The 18,105-nt window shown below is 67.9% G+C and carries 12 protein-coding genes; 11 read left to right on the top strand and 1 reads right to left on the bottom strand.

The features are described 5' to 3' along the window. The 8 genes from ACTHL9_RS06320 to glgX form a co-directional block, all read left to right on the top strand. Positions 1 to 193, top strand: a 193-nt coding sequence (locus ACTHL9_RS06320; protein ID WP_440517993.1) for a hypothetical protein, incomplete at its 5' end; no start/stop codon positions are given. Next, entirely contained in the window at positions 190 to 990 is an 801-nt protein-coding gene (ispD, locus tag ACTHL9_RS06315; protein ID WP_440517992.1) for a 2-C-methyl-D-erythritol 4-phosphate cytidylyltransferase, read from the top strand. The genes ACTHL9_RS06320 and ispD, both read left to right, overlap by 4 nt. After that, a complete protein-coding gene (gene ispF / locus ACTHL9_RS06310; protein ID WP_440517991.1) occupies positions 987 to 1,475 on the top strand; it encodes a 2-C-methyl-D-erythritol 2,4-cyclodiphosphate synthase in 489 nt (162 codons plus the stop codon). The genes ispD and ispF overlap by 4 nt, the downstream gene beginning before the upstream one ends. A gap of 33 nt (positions 1,476 to 1,508) precedes the next feature. Then, the gene (locus tag ACTHL9_RS06305; protein ID WP_440517990.1) at positions 1,509 to 1,841 is read left to right on the top strand and encodes a hypothetical protein; all 333 of its coding nucleotides are present in this window, start codon (positions 1,509 to 1,511) and stop codon (positions 1,839 to 1,841) included. A 9-nt stretch (positions 1,842 to 1,850) separates the two neighbouring features. Continuing rightward, positions 1,851 to 3,332: a cysteine--tRNA ligase gene (gene cysS / locus ACTHL9_RS06300; RefSeq protein ID WP_440517989.1), complete on the top strand. Its 1,482-nt coding sequence runs from the start codon at positions 1,851 to 1,853 to the stop codon at positions 3,330 to 3,332. Beyond that, positions 3,332 to 4,327: a 23S rRNA (guanosine(2251)-2'-O)-methyltransferase RlmB gene (rlmB, locus tag ACTHL9_RS06295; protein WP_440517997.1), complete on the top strand. Its 996-nt coding sequence runs from the start codon at positions 3,332 to 3,334 to the stop codon at positions 4,325 to 4,327. The genes cysS and rlmB overlap by 1 nt, the downstream gene beginning before the upstream one ends. A 5-nt stretch (positions 4,328 to 4,332) precedes the next feature. Beyond that, a complete protein-coding gene (locus tag ACTHL9_RS06290) occupies positions 4,333 to 5,127 on the top strand; it encodes a carbon-nitrogen hydrolase family protein (RefSeq protein WP_440517996.1) in 795 nt (264 codons plus the stop codon). Between the two features lie 58 nt (positions 5,128 to 5,185). Further along, a complete protein-coding gene (gene glgX / locus ACTHL9_RS06285; protein WP_440517995.1) occupies positions 5,186 to 7,333 on the top strand; it encodes a glycogen debranching protein GlgX in 2,148 nt (715 codons plus the stop codon). 10 nt (positions 7,334 to 7,343) lie between these two features. On the opposite strand, the gene glgP is transcribed toward glgX, so the two are convergent. Continuing rightward, entirely contained in the window at positions 7,344 to 9,965 is a 2,622-nt protein-coding gene (gene glgP / locus ACTHL9_RS06280) for an alpha-glucan family phosphorylase (protein ID WP_440517994.1), read from the bottom strand. A gap of 173 nt (positions 9,966 to 10,138) precedes the next feature. Between glgP and ACTHL9_RS06275 the strand changes: the two genes are divergently transcribed. From ACTHL9_RS06275 to glgB, 3 genes are all read left to right on the top strand, one after another. Then, a complete protein-coding gene (locus ACTHL9_RS06275) occupies positions 10,139 to 12,166 on the top strand; it encodes an alpha-1,4-glucan--maltose-1-phosphate maltosyltransferase (RefSeq protein WP_440517988.1) in 2,028 nt (675 codons plus the stop codon). A gap of 88 nt (positions 12,167 to 12,254) precedes the next feature. Further along, the gene (treS, locus tag ACTHL9_RS06270; RefSeq protein ID WP_440517987.1) at positions 12,255 to 14,051 is read left to right on the top strand and encodes a maltose alpha-D-glucosyltransferase; all 1,797 of its coding nucleotides are present in this window, start codon (positions 12,255 to 12,257) and stop codon (positions 14,049 to 14,051) included. Beyond that, positions 14,048 to 17,764 carry a 1,4-alpha-glucan branching protein GlgB gene (glgB, locus tag ACTHL9_RS06265; RefSeq protein WP_440517986.1) on the top strand — a complete coding sequence of 1,239 codons (3,717 nt, stop codon included), beginning with the start codon at positions 14,048 to 14,050 and terminating at the stop codon, positions 17,762 to 17,764. Before treS ends, glgB begins: the two co-directional genes overlap by 4 nt. Positions 17,765 to 18,105 lie beyond the last annotated feature (341 nt).

The raw sequence follows: 18,105 nt of genomic DNA, 5'->3' as shown, positions 1-18,105 counted from the left end.
ACTCCTGCTAACCAGCCTCGGCGATGCCACGGCAGGCACGGGCAGCTGCGACGCCGTCGGCCGTACAAGCGGTGAGGACGGCGCAGAACGTGGGGACGACGGCGCAGAACCTGGGGACGACGGCGCAGAACGTGGAGAGGGCGGCAGGACGCAACGGAAGGACACGCGTCGGACGTTAGGCTTGACGGCGTGACTTCCCCCAGCGAACCGGCGGCGCTGCCCCCTGAGCCGCCGGCCGCCGTCGTCATCGTCGCTGCGGGTGCGGGCACCCGCCTCGGGTACGGAATGCCGAAGGCGCTCGTCCCGGTATGCGGCGAACCGATGCTCCTGCACGCGCTCCGCGGCGTCGTGGACGCGGGCATCGCGCGCCAGATCTGCGTCGCGGTCCCCGCGGACGACGGCGGACTGGCAGCCCTGTGCCGCGCCTTCACCGAGGAGCGTGCGAACCAGGGGGGAATGATTCCCCAGGTGACGGTGGTCCGCGGCGGGGCGAGCCGAGCCGATTCGGTGCGCGCGGCGCTCGACGCCCTTGGGCCCGGGATCGCCCATGTCCTCGTCCACGATGCAGCTCGGCCCTTCACGCCCGCGGACGTCTTCCTCCGCGTCGTGGGAGCCCTGCGCCGCGGAGCCGCCGCAGTCATCCCGGCGGTTCCGGTGGTGGACACCGTGAAGAGCGTCGCCCCGACGAGTGGGCATGAGGGAGGCGTTGCAGCCGAGGTCGTCACCGGAACTCCCGCCCGCGAACAGCTTCGCGCGGTCCAGACGCCCCAGGGGTTCGATGCCGAGACCCTCCTTCGGGCGCACTCCGCAGCCCAGGCATGGCCGGCCGAACGGGCCGCGGCCATCACTGACGACGCGATGCTCGTCGAATCCATCGGCCTGCCGGTGTATGTGGTCCCGGGGGATCCGAGGTCCCTGAAGATCACCACTCCGCTGGACCTCCACGTCGCCGAGGCCCTCGTGGACCGGGAAGAACAGGGGCTCCGATGACCATCGTGCCGCGCACCGGCATAGGCGTGGACGTCCACGCGTACGCCCCCGACGACGCTCCCCAGCCCCTGTGGCTCGGCGGCCTCCTCTGGGAGGGCGAGCGCGGGCTCGCGGGCCACTCCGACGGCGATGCGGTGGCCCACGCCGCAGCCGACGCGCTGTTCTCCGCGGCGGGGATGGGTGACCTCGGGACGCATTTCGGCACATCGCGCCCCGAATACGCAGGCGCTTCCGGGACGACGCTTCTGGCGGAGGCGGCACGGATCGTCCGCTCCGCGGGGCTCGAGATCGGCAACATCGCCGTGCAGTTCGTCGCCCAGAGACCGGTCTTCTCGCCGCGGCGCGAGGAGTCGGAGCGGGTCCTTTCGGCAGCCGCGGGGGCGCCGGTCAGCGTCTCCGCCACCACGAGCGACCACCTCGGCTTCACCGGCCGCCGGGAGGGCGTCGCTGCCGTCGCGACGGCGTTGGTGTACCCGGTCCAGTAGACTGATGTACCCGGTCCAGTAGAGTAGACCGCCGTGAAGAAGACTCTGACTGCAACCGCACTCGCCCTGACCATGCTCCTCACAGCCTGCGGGGGAGACGGACGGATGAGCATCCAGGACAGCTGCAAGTACCTCCAGAGCGACAACTTCCAGCCGACGGGGACGCAGGTCGAGCAGGCTAAGCAGACCGCCGAGCACTTCGCGGACGTCGCCAAGAAGGTCGACCCGTCGATCGGCGTCCTCATCCAGAACATGTCGGACGTCCAGAAGAAGATCGCCGACACGTCTGCAGGCGTCCTCAGTGCCGATCAGAAGAAGCAGCTCACCGATGCCTACAGCAGCGTCGGCAAGATCTGCGGTGGCTAGACTTCTCAAGTGACCCTCCGCTTCTACGACTCCGCCGCTCAGGAAGTCCGCGACTTCGTCCCGCTCGTGCCCGGTCAGGCGACCGTGTACTACTGCGGCGCGACGGTGCAGGGTTCCCCCCACGTGGGGCACGTCCGGTCCGCGATCGTCTTCGACCAGCTGACCCGGTGGCTCCAGTACCGCGGTTTCGAGACGCTCGTGGTCCGCAACGTGACGGACATCGACGACAAGATCCTCGCCAAGAGCGAGGCCTCGTTCGCCCCCGAGTTCGTCCCGGAGGGCACCTACCGGCCTCGCGAGCAGTGGTTCGCGCTCGCGTACCGCTATGAGCAGGAGTTCGAGGACGCGTACGAGACGCTCGGCGTCCAGCGCCCCACGTACGAGCCCCGTGCGACCGGCCACATGACCGAGATGCACGAGCTCATCCTGCGGCTCATCGAGCGCGGCCACGCGTATCCGGCCCAGGACGATTCGGGGGACGTCTATTTCGACGTCCGATCGTGGCCGGAATACGGAGCCCTCACCCACCAGAGCATCGACGACATGCAGGCTGCGACCGACGCGGATCCCCGGGGGAAGCGCGATCCCCGTGACTTCGCGCTGTGGAAGGGCCACAAGGCCGGGGAACCCGAGACGGCGAGCTGGCCTTCCCCGTGGGGCCGCGGGCGGCCAGGCTGGCACCTCGAGTGCTCCGCCATGGCGACGAAGTACCTCGGCCCCCGATTCGACATCCACGGCGGCGGCCTCGACCTGCGCTTCCCGCACCACGAGAACGAGCTCGCCCAGTCCACCGCGGCCGGCGACGGCTTCGCGAACTTCTGGATGCACAACGGCATGGTCACCTACGAGGGCGAGAAGATGTCGAAGTCGATCGGCAACGTCATCTCGCCGGCCGAGATGCTCGCCGTCGCCAGCCCTCGCGTGGTGCGGTACTACCTCGGCCAGGCCCATTACCGCTCGGTGCTCGACTACCGGCCGACGTCCCTCCAAGAGGCCGCTGCCGCCGTCGAACGCGTCGATGGCTTCATCGCGAAGGCAAGCGTGAAGACCGAGGGCGTGGCGCCCGGGCAGGTTCCGGAGGCCTTCGGCCTCGCGATGGATGACGACCTCAACGTCCCACAGGCCCTCGCCGTCCTCCACGAGACCGTCCGCCGCGGCAACACGGCGCTCGCCGAGGGGGACGTCGACGTGGTCGCCGAAGCGCTCGGCGAGGTCCTCGCGATGACTGAGGTCCTCGGGCTCGATGCCGCGGGCGGTGGGGCGGGAGCGGCCGACGACGGAGAGCAGCGCCTGGCGTTCGACGCACTGGCCGCGCTGGTCGCCGATCAGCTCGAGGCCCGGGCTGCCGCCCGCGCCTCCAAGGATTGGTCCACCGCCGATTCCATCCGAGCACGCCTCTCGACGGCGGGGATCGCCGTCGAGGATTCCGCAGACGGGGCCACTTGGAGCCTCGCACAACCCCAGATCACCACCACCGGAATGGGAGCATGATGGCCGTCAACGGGCGCCCCGGGGCGCGCAAGAGCAAGAAGGGCGCGACCGTCGGCACGGGAGGCCACGGGCGCAAGGCCCTCGAGGGCAAGGGCCCCACGCCGAAGGCCGAGGACCGCGTGTACCACAAGGCCCACCGGGCCAAGCAGCTCGCGGAGCGTTCGGCTGCCAAGCGCCAGGGCAGCGCCGGCCGGCTCGCGGAGGGTCGCGGCGGGGGGCGGCCCAAGGGCATGGAGGAGATGGTCACGGGCCGCAATTCCGTGGTCGAGGCGCTCCGCGCGGGCGTGCCCGCGAAGACCCTCTACGTTGCCGTGCGCATCGAAATGGACGACCGCGTGCGCGAGTCCATGAAGCTCGCCGCCGAGGCCGGAATCCCGCTGCTCGAGGTCCAGAAGCCCGAACTGGACCGGATGACTGGCGACGCCATCCACCAGGGGCTCGCGCTGCAGATCCCGCAGTACGAGTATCCCGACGCCTTCGAGCTGATCGAGGACACGATGGAGAAGTGGCGCAAAGGGCATGTCGCTTCGACGCCGCTCTTCGTCGCGCTCGACGGGATCACCGACCCGCGCAACCTCGGCGCCATCATCCGCTCGGCGTCCGCCTTCTCCGGTCAGGGCGTGATTGTTCCGGAGCGTCGCAGCGTCGGGATGACGGCGGCGGCGTGGAAGACGAGCGCCGGCGCTGCGGTCCGCGTTCCCGTCGCGAAGGCAGCCAACCTCAACACCGTGCTGCGCCAGGCCAAAGAGACCGGGTACTTCGTGCTCGGGCTCGACGGCGGGGGCGAAGTCCAGCTCCCGGGCCTCGAGCTCGCGACGGAGCCGGTGGTCCTCGTGGTCGGGTCGGAGGGCAAGGGCCTCTCGCGCCTCACGCGCGAGCTGTGCGACCAGATCGTCTCGATCCCGATCGATTCGCACATGGAGTCCCTCAACGCCGGCATGGCGGTGGCGATCTCGCTCTACGAGATCTCGACCCGCCGCGCCGAGGCGAAGTGACCGTCATGCGGGTGGCGCTCGTCCAGCTGACGAGCGGCCGCGACCTCGACTCGAACCTCGAGCTGCTGCGTGCTCGGGTGCGCGAGGCAGCGGCGCGGCGGTCCGCCGTCGTCGTCTTCCCCGAGGCCATGATGCGGGCGTTCGGCAACTCACTCGTGGACGTCGCCGAGCCGCTGGACGGGCCGTGGGCGACGGCGGTGCGCGCCGCCGCGGACGAGGCGGGCGTCGTGGTGGTCGCAGGGATGTTCACGCCGGGGGAGCCGGGCACCGTGCGGAACACGCTGCTGGTCCACGGTCGCGGGATCGACGCGCATTACGACAAGATCCACCTGTATGACGCGTTCGGGTTCAAGGAGTCGGAGACCGTCACGCCGGGGACCCAGCCGGTCCAGTTCACGCTCGACGGCGTGACGTTCGGTCTCGCGACCTGCTATGACGTGCGCTTCCCCGCGCTGTTCACGGCGAACGCTTCGGCTGGCGCGCACGTCCAGCTCGTCTGCGCCTCGTGGGGTGCGGGGCCGGGCAAGGCGGCCCAGTGGGATCTTCTGGTGCGTTCCCGGGCCGTCGACACCACGAGCTACGTGCTGGCCTGCGGGCAGTCGGATCCTGCAGCCGCCGGGGTCGAGGCGCGCCATGGTGCGCCGACGGGCATCGGCCGCAGTGCCGTCGTCGGGCCTTTCGGGAATCTCATCGAACGCGCCGGCGACGCGCCCGAGATCCTGTACGCGGATATCGACACGGAGGTCGTGGAAGAGGCCCGGCGGACGCTGCCGGTCCTCGCAAACCGCGTCCCGCTCTAAGTAGTCCCCGCTGAGGATTCACCGCGCCTCAGTAGGATATGGCGTGATGAGCAGCAACATGACGATGCCGCTGGCCTTCGTGGTCACCCCATCGCAGCCGTTCCCCCTCGGGCTCACGCCCGCGCGCAGCGCAGAGCAGCAGGCGACCCACACGGTGAACCTTGCCGTCTACGCGCCAGGGCTCGAGGCCGTGGACGTGCACTTCCTCGACGAGAGCGGCACGTGGCATCGCGAGCCCCTTCCCGAGCTCACAGACGGGGTGCACCATGGGCTCGTGGCCGGGATGCCGGAAGGCACGCGCTACGCGTTCGCCGCACGGACCAAGCCCAACGGCAGAGTTCCCATGGTCGCAGAGGCCCAGCTGCTGCTCGACCCCTATGCTCGGGCCGTCGACATCGTGGAGCTCCCAGACGCGGAGGGCGATTTCACTCGGGATCAGCTCATGGGCGTGCGCGTCCACGACCACTTCGACTGGGGCGGCGTGGGGAAGCCCGGCATCCCGTGGCGCGATTCGATCATCTACGAGGCCCACGTCCGCGGCCAGACCATGCGCCATCCCGACATCCCAGAGGAGCTCCGGGGCACCTACGCTGGCATGGCCCACCCGGTGATGATCGCGCACCTCCAGTCACTCGGCATCACCGCGGTCGAACTGCTGCCCATCCATTTCCACCTTGACGAGACCCACCTCCAGGACCTCGCGCTGCCCAACTATTGGGGCTACAACACCGCGGCGTTCTTCGCCCCACATGCCGAGTACGCCACGCAGACGGCACAGAAGGCCGGCCCCCAGGCCGTGCTGGACGAGCTCAAGGGGATGGTGAAGCTCCTCCACGCGGCCGGCATCGAAGTGATCCTCGACGTCGTCTACAACCACACTGCGGAGGAAGGCCCGGGGGGCCCCGTCGTCAGCTTCCGCGGCCTGGGCGACCGCTACTACTACCGGACGGACACCGAAGGCCGTTACATCGACACCACGGGGTGCGGCAACACCCTCGACTTCGGGAACCCGCGCGTGGTCCAGCTGGCGCTGGATTCGCTGAGATACTGGGTCGAGGAATTCCAGATCGACGGCTTCCGGTTCGATCTGGCCGTGACGCTGTGCCGGGACTCGCAGCACACGTTCACGCCCCTGCACCCCTTCCTCGTCGCGGCCGCCGCCGATCCGGTGGTGGCGCGGACCAAGCTCATCGCCGAGCCGTGGGACATCGGTGTGGGCGGATGGCAGACGGGGCGATTCCCCCAGGGCTGGGCCGACTGGAACGATCACTACCGGGACACGGTGCGGGACTTCTGGCTTTCGGATCGCGGAGCGATCGAAGGTGGGGGCTTGGGAGGGTCGACGGCGCGGCTCGCCGACGTCGTGTCCGGTTCCCACGGACTGTTCGCGGCATCGGGGCGCACCGCGCTCGCCTCCATCAACTTCGTCACGGCCCACGACGGCTTCACCCTCGCGGATCTCTGCGCCTACCACCGCAAGCACAACGAGGCGAACGGCGAGCAGAACCGCGACGGCGCCGTCCACAACCGCAGCTTCAACCACGGGTTCGAGGGGCGGACCGAGGTGGAGTCGATCATCGCGAACCGGACCCAGTCGGCCAAGAACGTGATGGCCACCCTCATGGTCTCCCTCGGAGTTCCCATGATCACGGCCGGGGACGAATTCGGCCGAACCCAGCAGGGCAACAACAACGCCTACTGCCAGGACAACGAGATCACCTGGCTCAACTGGAATCTCGACAGCGCGGGCCGCGAACTGCTCGACCACACGCGATGGCTCATCCGCATTCGGCGCGACTTCCTCGAGCGACAGCCGGCCAGCTATCCGGCACGGGAGGAGAGCAACTACTTCCACTGGTTCGGGGCCGATGGCCGGCCCATGGACCCCGACCGGTGGCAGGACCCGCAGGAGCGGGTGCTGCAGTTCCTCCTCGGATCCCGCGAGGGCTACCTGGACGGACTCGTCGTCATCAACGGCTCATCGGACGTTAACGACCTCGTGTTCCCCGAGCCGTTCGGCAATGAGTACGCGTTCGAACTGCGGTATTCGACGGCTCAGCGGGGCGAGCAACGGATCGGGACGGTGTTCGCGAGCGGTCAGGCGGACGTGGCCGAGCCCTGGTCGCTGACCATCTACCGCGCCCGAGAGGGCGGGCCGAAGGCCGGGGTCATGCCGCCGAGGGCGGTGTACGGCAAGACCCCGTGACCGTCTGGCGTCAGCCCGCGTTCACCACGAGACCGAGTTCCGCCTTCGAGGCGAGCCCCTCATGGTTCGGCATGACCCGTACGGTGTAGCCGAACGCGCCCGAGTGGTCCACACTCACGGTTCCGTCGAAGAGATACCGGCCGTTGCCGAGGTTCTCCACGGCCTCGAGTTCGGCGATGTGCGTGTCGGTGAGCTCGTCGCTCTCGTCCACGCGGCCGTAGGCCAGCTCGACCCGCACATCAGCCGGATTGAGCACGCCCAGATTGAGGTAGGCGTTGACGTGCAGCCGGTCGCCGATCTGGGGGACCTCGGACAGCCCGCTCGAATCGATGTGCTCCACATGCACCTGCGACCAGTTGGTGCGCACGTGCTTGGTCCACGCCGCGAGCTCGCGGGCTTGCCGGAAATCGTCCGTGCGGACGGCGCGTCCCGAGAGCGCGGCCGGCGTGTAGAGCTCGCGCACGTAGTCGCCGAGCATCCGGTCTGCGGACACCGCGGGGCCAAGGTGCGAGAGGGTGTGCTTGATCATGGAGATCCAGTGCTTCGGCACGCCCTTCGTCCCGGCGGTCGACGACGGCCCAGCCGCTCCCGCCGAGTCCGCACCTCCCACCTTGTTGGGCGCGCCGTAGAAGCGCGGGGCCACCTGGTTCTCGATGAGGTCGTAGAGCGCTGCCGCCTCGACATCGTCCCGCTCGTGGGGGCTCGCCTTGTCGCTGGCCGTGGGAATTGCCCAGCCGTTGACGCCGTCATACATCTCGTCCCACCAGCCGTCCAGCACGGACAGATTCAGCGAGCCGTTGATGGCGGCCTTCATGCCGGAGGTGCCGCACGCCTCGAGCGGGCGGAGGGGGTTGTTCAGCCAAACGTCGCAGCCGGGGAACAGGGTCCGGGCCATGGCGATGTCATAGTTCGGCAGGAACGCGATCCGGTGGCGGACTTCGGGGTCGTCCGTGAAGCGCACCAGGTCCTGGATCATTCGCTTGCCGGCGTCGTCCGCCGGGTGGGACTTGCCCGCGATGACGATCTGGATCGGGTGCTCGGGATCGAGCAGGAGGCGCTTGAGCCGCGCGGGATCGCGGAGCATGAGGGTGAGCCGCTTGTAGGTCGGCACGCGCCGGGCGAAGCCGATCGTGAGCACATCCGGATCCAGCACCGAGTCGGTCCAGCCCAGCTCGGCATCCGCCGCGCCGCGCTTCTTCCACGCAGCGCGCACCCGCCGGCGCACGTCCTCGATGAGACGCCCGCGCAGCTTGCGCCGGACGGCCCAGATCTCCTCGTCGCTCACATTGAAGACGAGGTCCCAGCGGCCGCCGGCGGCCGAGCCCGGCTCCATGATGTCCGCCATCGTGGTGACCGAAGGGTCGATCCAGGTGGGTACGTGGACGCCGTTCGTGATCGAGGTGATCGGCACCTCCGAATGGTCGAAGCCCGGCCACAGCCCCGAGAACATGGCCCGCGAGACCTGCCCGTGGAGCTTCGCGACGCCGTTCGCGCGCTGTGCGAGCCGGAGTCCCATCACGGCCATGTTGAAGACCGAGGGATCACCGCCGTCGTAGCTCTCGCGGCCGAGCTCGAGGATCTTCGCGGTGGGCACATCCGGCGCGAGGCCGGCGTCGAAGAAGAACTTGATCTGCGCCGCGTCGAAGCGGTCGATGCCGGCCGCCACAGGCGTGTGGGTCGTGAAGACGGTCGAGGCCCGGCCCGCGACCAGCGCCTCGTCCCAGCTCAGGGGCTCCTCGCCGGACATGAGCTCCTGGATGCGCTCGATGCCGAGGAAGCCCGCGTGCCCTTCATTGGTGTGGAACACCTCGGGTGCCGGAGCGCCGGTGAGCCGCTCGAAGATCCGGAGAGCCTTGACGCCGCCCATCCCGAGGAGCAGCTCCTGCTGGAGGCGGTGGTCCCCACCGCCTCCGTAGAGCCGGTCGGTGATGGCGCGGGCGCCGTCGTCGTTCGTGGGGACGTTCGAGTCGAGCAGCAGCAGCGGAACGCGCCCGACGTCGGCCCTCCAGACGTGCGCGTGCAGCTTGCGGCCGTTGGGCAGGGGCAGCGTGACGACGGCGGGGGAGCCGTCATCTTCCTTCAGAAGGGTGAGCGGCAGGGCGTCCGGGTCGAGGACCGGATAGGTCTCCTGCTGCCAGGCGTCCCGGGAGAGGGACTGCTTGAAGTAGCCCGACTGGTACAGGAGGCCGACGCCGATGAGCGGCACGCCGAGGTCCGACGCCGCCTTGAGGTGGTCGCCGGCGAGGATGCCGAGGCCGCCCGAGTACTGGGGGAGAACCTCCGTGATGCCGAACTCGGGGGAGAAATAGGCAATGCAGCGCGGCGAATCGGAGCCGAGCGTCTGGTACCACCGCGGATCCTCGAGGTACTGCCGCAGATCTTCGCCTGCCGCGGCAATGCGCTCCACGACGTCCGGATCCTCTGCGAGGGCCGTCATCTTCTCGCGCGTCACCCAGCCGAGAAAGCCGATCGGATCGTGCTCGCTCTCGGCCCAGAGGTCGGGGTCGAGGCTCTCGAACAGGTCCTGGGTCGGCTGATGCCATGACCAGCGGAGGTTGGTGGCAAGGGCACCGAGAGCAGCGATGGGCGCGGGCAGCACGGTGCGGACGGTGAATCGTCGAATGGCCTTCACGAGCGCCACCCTATCCGAGGGCATGACGATGCTGAATACCTTCAGGTAACGATGGGGTGAATCACGAATGCACGGGTGCAATTTCGCGCCAGCACGCTTGTCACGTCCTTCGCATTCGGCCGCTGGCCGGGCTATGGTGGCGCTTGAATCGGCCCCCGCGAAAGGACCCTGCTGTGCCTGGACTTGAGCCCGCGATTCCCGAGGAGCTCCGTTTCGGACGGTTCCCCATCACCGACGTCTCACCCGTGGTCGAAGGCGGCCGCTTTCCCGCCAAGGCGTTGCCCGGCGAGACGATCCCCGTGACGGCAACCGCGACCCGCGAGGGACACGACGCCCTCGGCGTGTCGGCCGTCCTCTACAGCCCGGAGGGCAAGGTGGAGCAGCGGGTGAGGCTCGAGTCGTTGGGGCCAGGGCTGGACCGCTGGGGTGGCTCGTTCACCCCCACGGGGCCCGGCCTCTGGAGTTTCGCCATCGAGGCCTGGCATGACCGCTACGGCACGTGGCACCACAATGCGGACATCAAGATCGCGGCGGGCATCGACGTCGAGCTCATGCTCGCGGAGGGAGCCACGCTCCTCGGTGAGGCCGCGGGCGACGAGGATCGCTCCGACGCCGACCGCGCTGTCTTCAAACTCGCCGCGGACGGGCTGGCCGACGCCAACCGCGCCGTTCCCGAGCGTCTGGCCGCCGGCGAGTCGGGCGAGGTGCTCGCGGCGATCGCGCGTGAACCGATCCGCGAGCTCGTGACGTCGACCGAACGGTACCCCCTCCTCGTGGAGCGCGACCGGGCAGGCCGAGGTGCCTGGTACGAGTTCTTCCCGCGTTCCGAGGGTGCATGGCGCAACTCCGAGACGGGCGAGTGGACCTCCGGGAACTTCCGCACCGCAGCCGAGCGCCTTCCGGGCGTCGCCGCCATGGGCTTCGACGTGGTGTACCTCCCCCCGATCCACCCCATCGGCGTCGCCTTCCGCAAGGGGCCGAACAACTCCCTCAATGCGGCACCCGGCGATCCGGGATCTCCGTGGGCGATCGGCTCGCCCGACGGCGGGCACGACGCCATCCACCCGGACCTCGGCTCGTTCGAGGATTTCGACGCGTTCGTGGCACGCGCGGGCGAGCTCGGCCTCGAAGTCGCGCTCGACCTCGCGCTCCAGGCTTCGCCGGACCACCCCTGGGTCGCCCAGCACCCCGAATGGTTCACCACGCGGGTCGACGGCTCGATCGCCTATGCCGAGAATCCTCCGAAGAAGTACCAGGACATCTATCCGCTGAACTTCGACAACGATCCGGAGGGCCTGAGCCACGAGGTGCTGCGGGTCGTGAACCTCTGGATCGACCATGGGATCAAGATCTTCCGCGTGGACAATCCGCACACCAAGCCGGTGTGGTTCTGGGAATGGCTGATTCAGAAGGTCAACGAGGAGCACGGCGATGTCGTGTTCCTCGCGGAGGCGTTCACGCGGCCGGCGATGATGAAGGCGCTTGGGCGTGCGGGCTTCCAGCAGTCCTACTCGTATTTCACGTGGCGGAACACCCGCGAGGAGCTCGAGGAGTTCTTCACAATGATCTCGAAGGAATGGGCCCCGTTCTATCGCCCCAACCTCTTCGTGAACACGCCGGACATCCTCACCGAGTACCTCCAATACGGCGGGCGGCCCGCGTTCAAGATCCGCGCCGTGCTCGCGGCCATGGCCGCGCCGACCTGGGGTGTCTACGCTGGGTATGAGCTCTTCGAGCACGTCGCCCGCCCGGGTGCCGAGGAGTACATCGACAACGAGAAGTATGAATACAAGCAGCGCGACTGGGCGCAGGCCGAGGCTGAAGGGCGGTCGCTCGCCCCGTACATCACCAGGCTCAACGAGATCCGTCGCGCCCACCCGGCACTGTGGGACCTGCAGAATCTGACCCTGCACTGGAGCACGGACGAGGCGGTCTTGGCGTTCTCGAAGCACAAGGTCCTCGAGGATGGCACGAAGGACACGCTCATCATCGTCGTGAACGTCGATCCGCACAGCGCCCGGGAATGCTCCGTCCATCTGGACCTCGCCGCGCTGGACCTGGACCCCGATCTGTTCGACGGCGAGGGGAAGTTCCGTGTTGACGACCTGATTTCTGGGCAAAGCTGGCAATGGGGAGTGGACAACTACGTGCGGCTGGATTCGTACTTCGAGCCGGCTCACATCCTGCACGTGCGGCGCTGACGGTCCCGTAGCCGCCGGGGACCGGCGGCGCTAACGTAGCCTCACTGCCCGGACACGTCGGTCAAACCGTCGGAAGGAGCAACGCCAGATGAACCTAGGCCAGCAGGCGAAGCAGAACTTCAACGTGAACGCGCCCGGTCTCCAGCACGATCCGTACTGGTACCGCAAGGCGGTGTTCTACGAGGTTCTCGTCAGGGCCTTCGCGGATGCGAACGGTGATGGATCGGGGGACATCCAAGGGCTCATCGACAAGCTCGACTACCTGCAGTGGCTTGGGGTCGACTGCCTCTGGCTGCCTCCGTTCTTCGAGTCCCCGCTGCGGGACGGCGGCTACGACGTCGCCGACTATGAATCGGTCCTGCCGGAATTCGGGTCCATCAGCGACTTCCAGCGGCTGGTGGCCGAGGCCCATGCGCGGGGCGTCCGCATCATCATCGACCTCCCCCTCAACCACACCTCGGACCAGCACCGCTGGTTCCAGGAGTCCCGGCGGAACCCGGACGGCCCCTACGGGGACTTCTACGTCTGGAGCGACACGGACCAGAAGTACACCGACGCGCGCATCATCTTCATCGATACGGAGGAGTCGAACTGGACGTTCGACCCCATCCGGCGCCAGTTCTTCTGGCACCGCTTCTTCAGCCACCAGCCCGATCTCAACTTCGAGAACCCGGCTGTGGTCGAGGCCGTCTTCAACGTGTTCAAGTTCTGGCTCGACCAAGGTGTGGACGGCATCCGTGCGGACGCGATCCCCTACCTGTTCGAGGAGGACGGCACCAACTGCGAGAACCTCCCCGCCACGCATGAGTTCCTCGTCAAGCTCCGCGCGATGATGGACCAGAACTATCCGGGACGCATCATCATCGCCGAGGCGAACCAGCCACCTCACGAGGTGGTCGAGTACTTCGGGACGGAAGAGGCGCCGGAGTGCCACATGGCTTTCCACTTCCCGATCATGCCGCGCCTCTATTACGCCCTCCGCGACCAGCGCGCCAAACCCATCATCGACACGATGATGGACACGCCAAACATCCCGTCGGGAGCCCAATGGGGCACGTTCCTCCGGAACCACGACGAGCTGACCCTCGAGATGGTCACGATCGAGGAACGCGAGGCCATGCTGGGGTGGTATGCCTCGGACCCCCGAATGCGCGCCAACATCGGCATCCGGCGGCGCCTTGCCCCGCTGCTGGACAACTCGCGGCACGAGATCGAACTCATCAACGCGCTGCTGCTCTCCCTCCCCGGCAGCCCGTTCCTGTACTACGGGGACGAGGTGGGGATGGGGGACAACATCTGGCTCCAGGACCGGGACGCGGTCCGCACGCCGATGCAGTGGAATCCCGACCGCAATGCCGGATTCTCCGTCGCCGATCCCGGCAAGCTGTACCTCCCCACCATCCAGTCGCTCGTCTACCACTACTCGATGGCCAATGTCGAGGCAGAGATGGCCCATTCGGGCTCGCTCCTGCGCTGGACGCGGAACATCTTGGGGGTGCGTCGCGGTCATCCGGTGTTCGGGCTCGGCTCGTACCGCAATATCAACGCCGATTCCGAGCAGGTGCTCGCGTTCGTCCGCGAGCTGGGGCCGAACGAGATCCCGGGGGAGCCCGGCGAGACCGTCCTGTGCGTCTTCAACCTGTCGGGACACCCTGTCGCCTCGTTCCTCGATCTCGTGGGGTTCGAGGGCCGGGGACTTCGGGACCTGTTCGGCGGGGAGCCCTTCTCCCAAGTCGGCCACGACGGACGCTTCCACATCACCCTCGGGCCGCACGGCTACTACTGGCTGCGCATCCGCAGCGCCGGGAGCGTGCCCAGCAGCCCCTTCACCCAGGCCATGCCGATCATCACGTCTGAAACTCACCAGGGGGAACTGGTCGAATGACGACAACAGGAGAAGAGCCTTTCCTCACGCCGCCCATCGCGGAGCTGCTCGAGCGGTGGCTCCCGTCGCAGCGCTGGTACCCCGCGAAGGGCCGTCAGGCGGAGTTCGTCCGCGCCGGAGACATCCGGCTCGAGGATCCGCGCGGCGAGGCCGACGTCGAGATCCTCCTCGTGCGCGTCAGGGCCGGACGGCTCGAGGCTATGCTGAACGTGCCCCTCACTTACCGCCGTGAACCGCTTGCCAGCGCCGAGCACGCGCTCGTGGGCCGGAGCCAGCATTCTGCCTCGGGGCCCCTGTGGGTCTACGACGGCGCCCACGATCCCGCCTTCGTTCGCGCGCTCCTTGACCTTGTCGGGTCGGGAGGCCCAGCCAAGACGGGGACTGCGTGGGGGCGCACGAGCGGTGCCGGCAGGATCCCCGATGGCGAACTCAAGTGCAAGGTGCTCTCCAGCGAGCAGTCGAACAGCTCGATTGTGGTGCGCGACGGCGAGACCGCGGCGATGGTCAAAGTCCTGCGTCAGCCTGCTGACGGGCTCAACCCCGAGGTCGAACTCGGCGCCGCCCTCGCACGGGCCGGCGCCGCCGATGTCCCCGCCACCCTCGGTTGGGTCGACGGCGCCTGGAGCCTCCGAGGCGAGGGAACCGCGCGGGGTCAGCTCGCCGTCGTCCATGAATTCCTGCCGGGCGGGCAGGATCTGTGGCAGCTCGCGCTCGACGCCGCGGCCGCAGGGGAGGACTTCAGCGCCCACGCGAGCGGCCTGGGACGGGCGACGGCGCGTGTCCATCAGGCGCTTGAGGCAGGCCTCGGGAGCGCCAAGCTGGACGACGACGCCGCCATCGAGTTCGTCGGAACCCTCGCCGGACGCCTTCGCTCGGCGTGGGACGAGGTCGGGGCGAGCATCGGGCTGCCGGAGGTCGCGCTCGAGCGGCTCCTCGAGACGCTCGCCGGCCAGGCGGCAGGGCTCCGCGTTCAGCGCATCCACGGGGACCTTCACCTAGGCCAGATCCTGCATTTCCCCGATCACTTCGAGCGGCCCTACGCCATCCTCGACTTCGAGGGCGAGCCGCTGCGGCCGGTCTCCGAACGCAGCCTGCCGGACGTTCCGCTGCGCGACGTCGTCGGAATGCTCCGCTCGTTCGATTACGCCGCGGGTGCCGCAGAGCGCACCGTGCCCGCCGCCCGCGTTCCGGCCGGATGGGCCGACGCCGCCGGCCGAGCCTTCTGGGAAGGCTACGCCGAGATCCTGCCGCAGGAAGATCCCTTCGGGGGCCCGCTCTTCGACGCGCTGTGGCTCGACAAGGCGCTCTACGAGGTGGGCTACGAGGAACGCAACCGGCCTGCATGGGCCGAGATTCCGCTTCGTGCCGTGCGATCGGCGCTAGCGCCCTATGTCCGCGAAGACGAAGGCGAACCGCCCGCACGCCCAGACGAACTTTCAGAACCGGCGGCGGACGGCCGCCGACGAGAGGAGAACGACGTGTCAGAGCACACTGACCAGCAGGGTGCCTATGCCATGGGGTCGGCGACGCCGATCCCGGTGCCCCAGGATGTGCTGAGCCGCATTGCGGCAGGATCGTTCCATGCCCCGCACGCGGTCTTGGGGGCACACCTCGGCGAGGACGGAAGCGTCACCATCCGCACGCTCAAGCATTTGGCGACGGGCGTCACTGCGATCACCCCGAACGGCTCAGTGCCGCTGCACCACGAATTCCACGGCGTGTGGGTTGTGGCCCTCCCGGCGACCGAGGAGGGCGGGGTTCCGGACTACCGCCTCGAGGTCGAATACGGCGACGGGCACATGGTCACGGTCGACGACCCCTACCGCTACATGCCCACCCTCGGGGAACTCGACCTTTACCTCATCGGCGAAGGCCGGCACGAGCAGCTGTGGAAGGCCCTCGGGGCGCACGTCCAGCGCTACCACTCGGTCATGGGGGACATCCACGGCACGTCCTTCTCGGTCTGGGCGCCCAACGCGCTCGCGGTGCAGGTGAAGGGCGACTTCAACGGCTGGGACGGCCGCGAACACGCCATGCGGAGCCTCGGCTCGTCCGGCGTGTGGGAGATCTTCATCCCGGGTGTTGAAGCAGGGGCGTGCTACAAGTTCGGCATCCTGACGAAGAGCGGCCATTGGGTCGAGCGCGCAGACCCGATGGCGTTCGGCACCGAGGTGCCGCCGCGCACGGCCTCCCGCGTGGTCGAGTCGCACTACGCCTTCAAGGACGACGACTGGATGCGCAGTCGCTCCGTCCACGACCCCCACAACTCGCCGATGAGCGTGTACGAGGTCCACCTCGGCTCGTGGCGTCCGGGGCTCTCGTACCGGGACCTCGCGAAGGAGCTCGTGGACTACGTCCGTGAGATGGGCTTCTCCCATGTCGAGTTCATGCCCGTCGCCGAGCACCCCTTCGGTGGTTCGTGGGGCTACCAGGTAACGTCCTACTACGCTCCGACCTCGCGTTTCGGGCACCCCGACGACTTCAGGTATCTGGTGGACCAGCTGCACCAAGCCAACATCGGCGTGATCGTGGACTGGGTGCCTGCCCACTTCCCCAAGGACGAATGGGCGCTTGCCCGTTTCGACGGGGAGCCGCTCTACGAGCACGCTGACCCGATGCAGGGCGAGCACCCGGACTGGGGCACGTACATCTTCAACTTCGGGCGCACCGAGGTGCGGAACTTCCTGGTGGCCAACGCGCTGTACTGGCTCGAGGAGTACCACATCGATGGCCTCCGCGTGGATGCTGTCGCGTCGATGCTCTATCTGGACTACTCACGCGAGGAAGGACAGTGGAGGCCGAATCAGTTCGGCGGACGGGAGAACCTCGAGGCGATCTCCTTCCTCCAGGAGGCGAACGCCACTGCCTACCGCCGCAACCCCGGCATCGTCATGATCGCCGAGGAATCCACGGCGTTCCCCGGGGTGACCAAGCCGACCTCCATGAGCGGGCTCGGCTTCGGGCTCAAGTGGAACATGGGCTGGATGCACGACTCGCTTCAGTACATGCACGAGAACCCGGTCAACCGCCGCTGGCACCACAACAAGATCACCTTCTCGATCATGTACGCGTTCAGTGAGAACTTCCTGCTGCCGATCAGCCATGACGAGGTTGTGCACGGCAAGGGATCCATGCTGCGCAAGATGCCCGGAGACCGCTGGCAGCAGCTCGCCAACCTCCGCGCGTACTACGCCTTCCAGTGGGCGCACCCGGGGAAGCAGCTCATCTTCATGGGTTGCGAGTTCGGACAGGAGGGGGAGTGGAACCAGGAGCACGGCCTTGACTGGTGGGTCGCCGACACCGAGCCTCACAAGGGACTCCAGCGGCTTATCCGGGATCTGAACGACATCTACCGGCGTACCCCGGCCCTCTACACCCAGGACAATGATCCCGCGGGCTTTGAATGGATCCGGGGCGACGACGGCGAGCACAACGTGGTGTCCTTCATCCGTTGGTCGACTGAGGGCAAGCCGCTTGTGTGCATCGTGAACTTCGCGGGCAACCCCCACCTCGACTACACGGTGGGCATGCCCTCCGCTGGGGCTTGGCGCGAGGTTGTCAACACGGATGCGACCGAGTACGGGGGATCCGGTGTCACGAACGGGGGCCTCGTGATGGCGGAGCAGCGCGAGTGGGGCGGCAAGCCGGCTTCGGCCACGCTGACCCTTCCGCCTCTGGGCGCCGTCTACCTTGAGCCGGACGTTCAGGTCTGACGCTTCCGTTCGACCGCCGCCGAGGGCCCGGGATCCGCGTGACTCCGGGCCCTCGGCGCCTTCTGCGAAGGGGTTGGCACCCTCGTCCGAACGGTGGTATAGTTCTGTACCGCGCCGGGGAGACCACGGCGCGAATCCCCTTGCTCAGCATCGAAACAGTCGTTGGCCGTTTGGCCAGTTTGACTCGGAGATGCCGAGCGGGTAGGTTTGAGAAGTTGCTTCGGAGCGGGTCGGATGGTTCTGGCTGATGTTCTGATGGGACCGGTTGTTTGAGAACTCAATAGTGTGCCATGTTCGATTTCGATGCCATTTTTTTGATGGCTGATTTTGTCTGGTCTGCC

This window comes from Sinomonas sp. (genome assembly GCF_051955515.1).
Taxonomy (GTDB): Bacteria; Actinomycetota; Actinomycetes; order Actinomycetales; family Micrococcaceae; genus Sinomonas.
The sequence above is the reverse complement of the archived record's forward strand: the minus strand, read 5'-3'. Positions and strand labels throughout refer to the sequence as shown.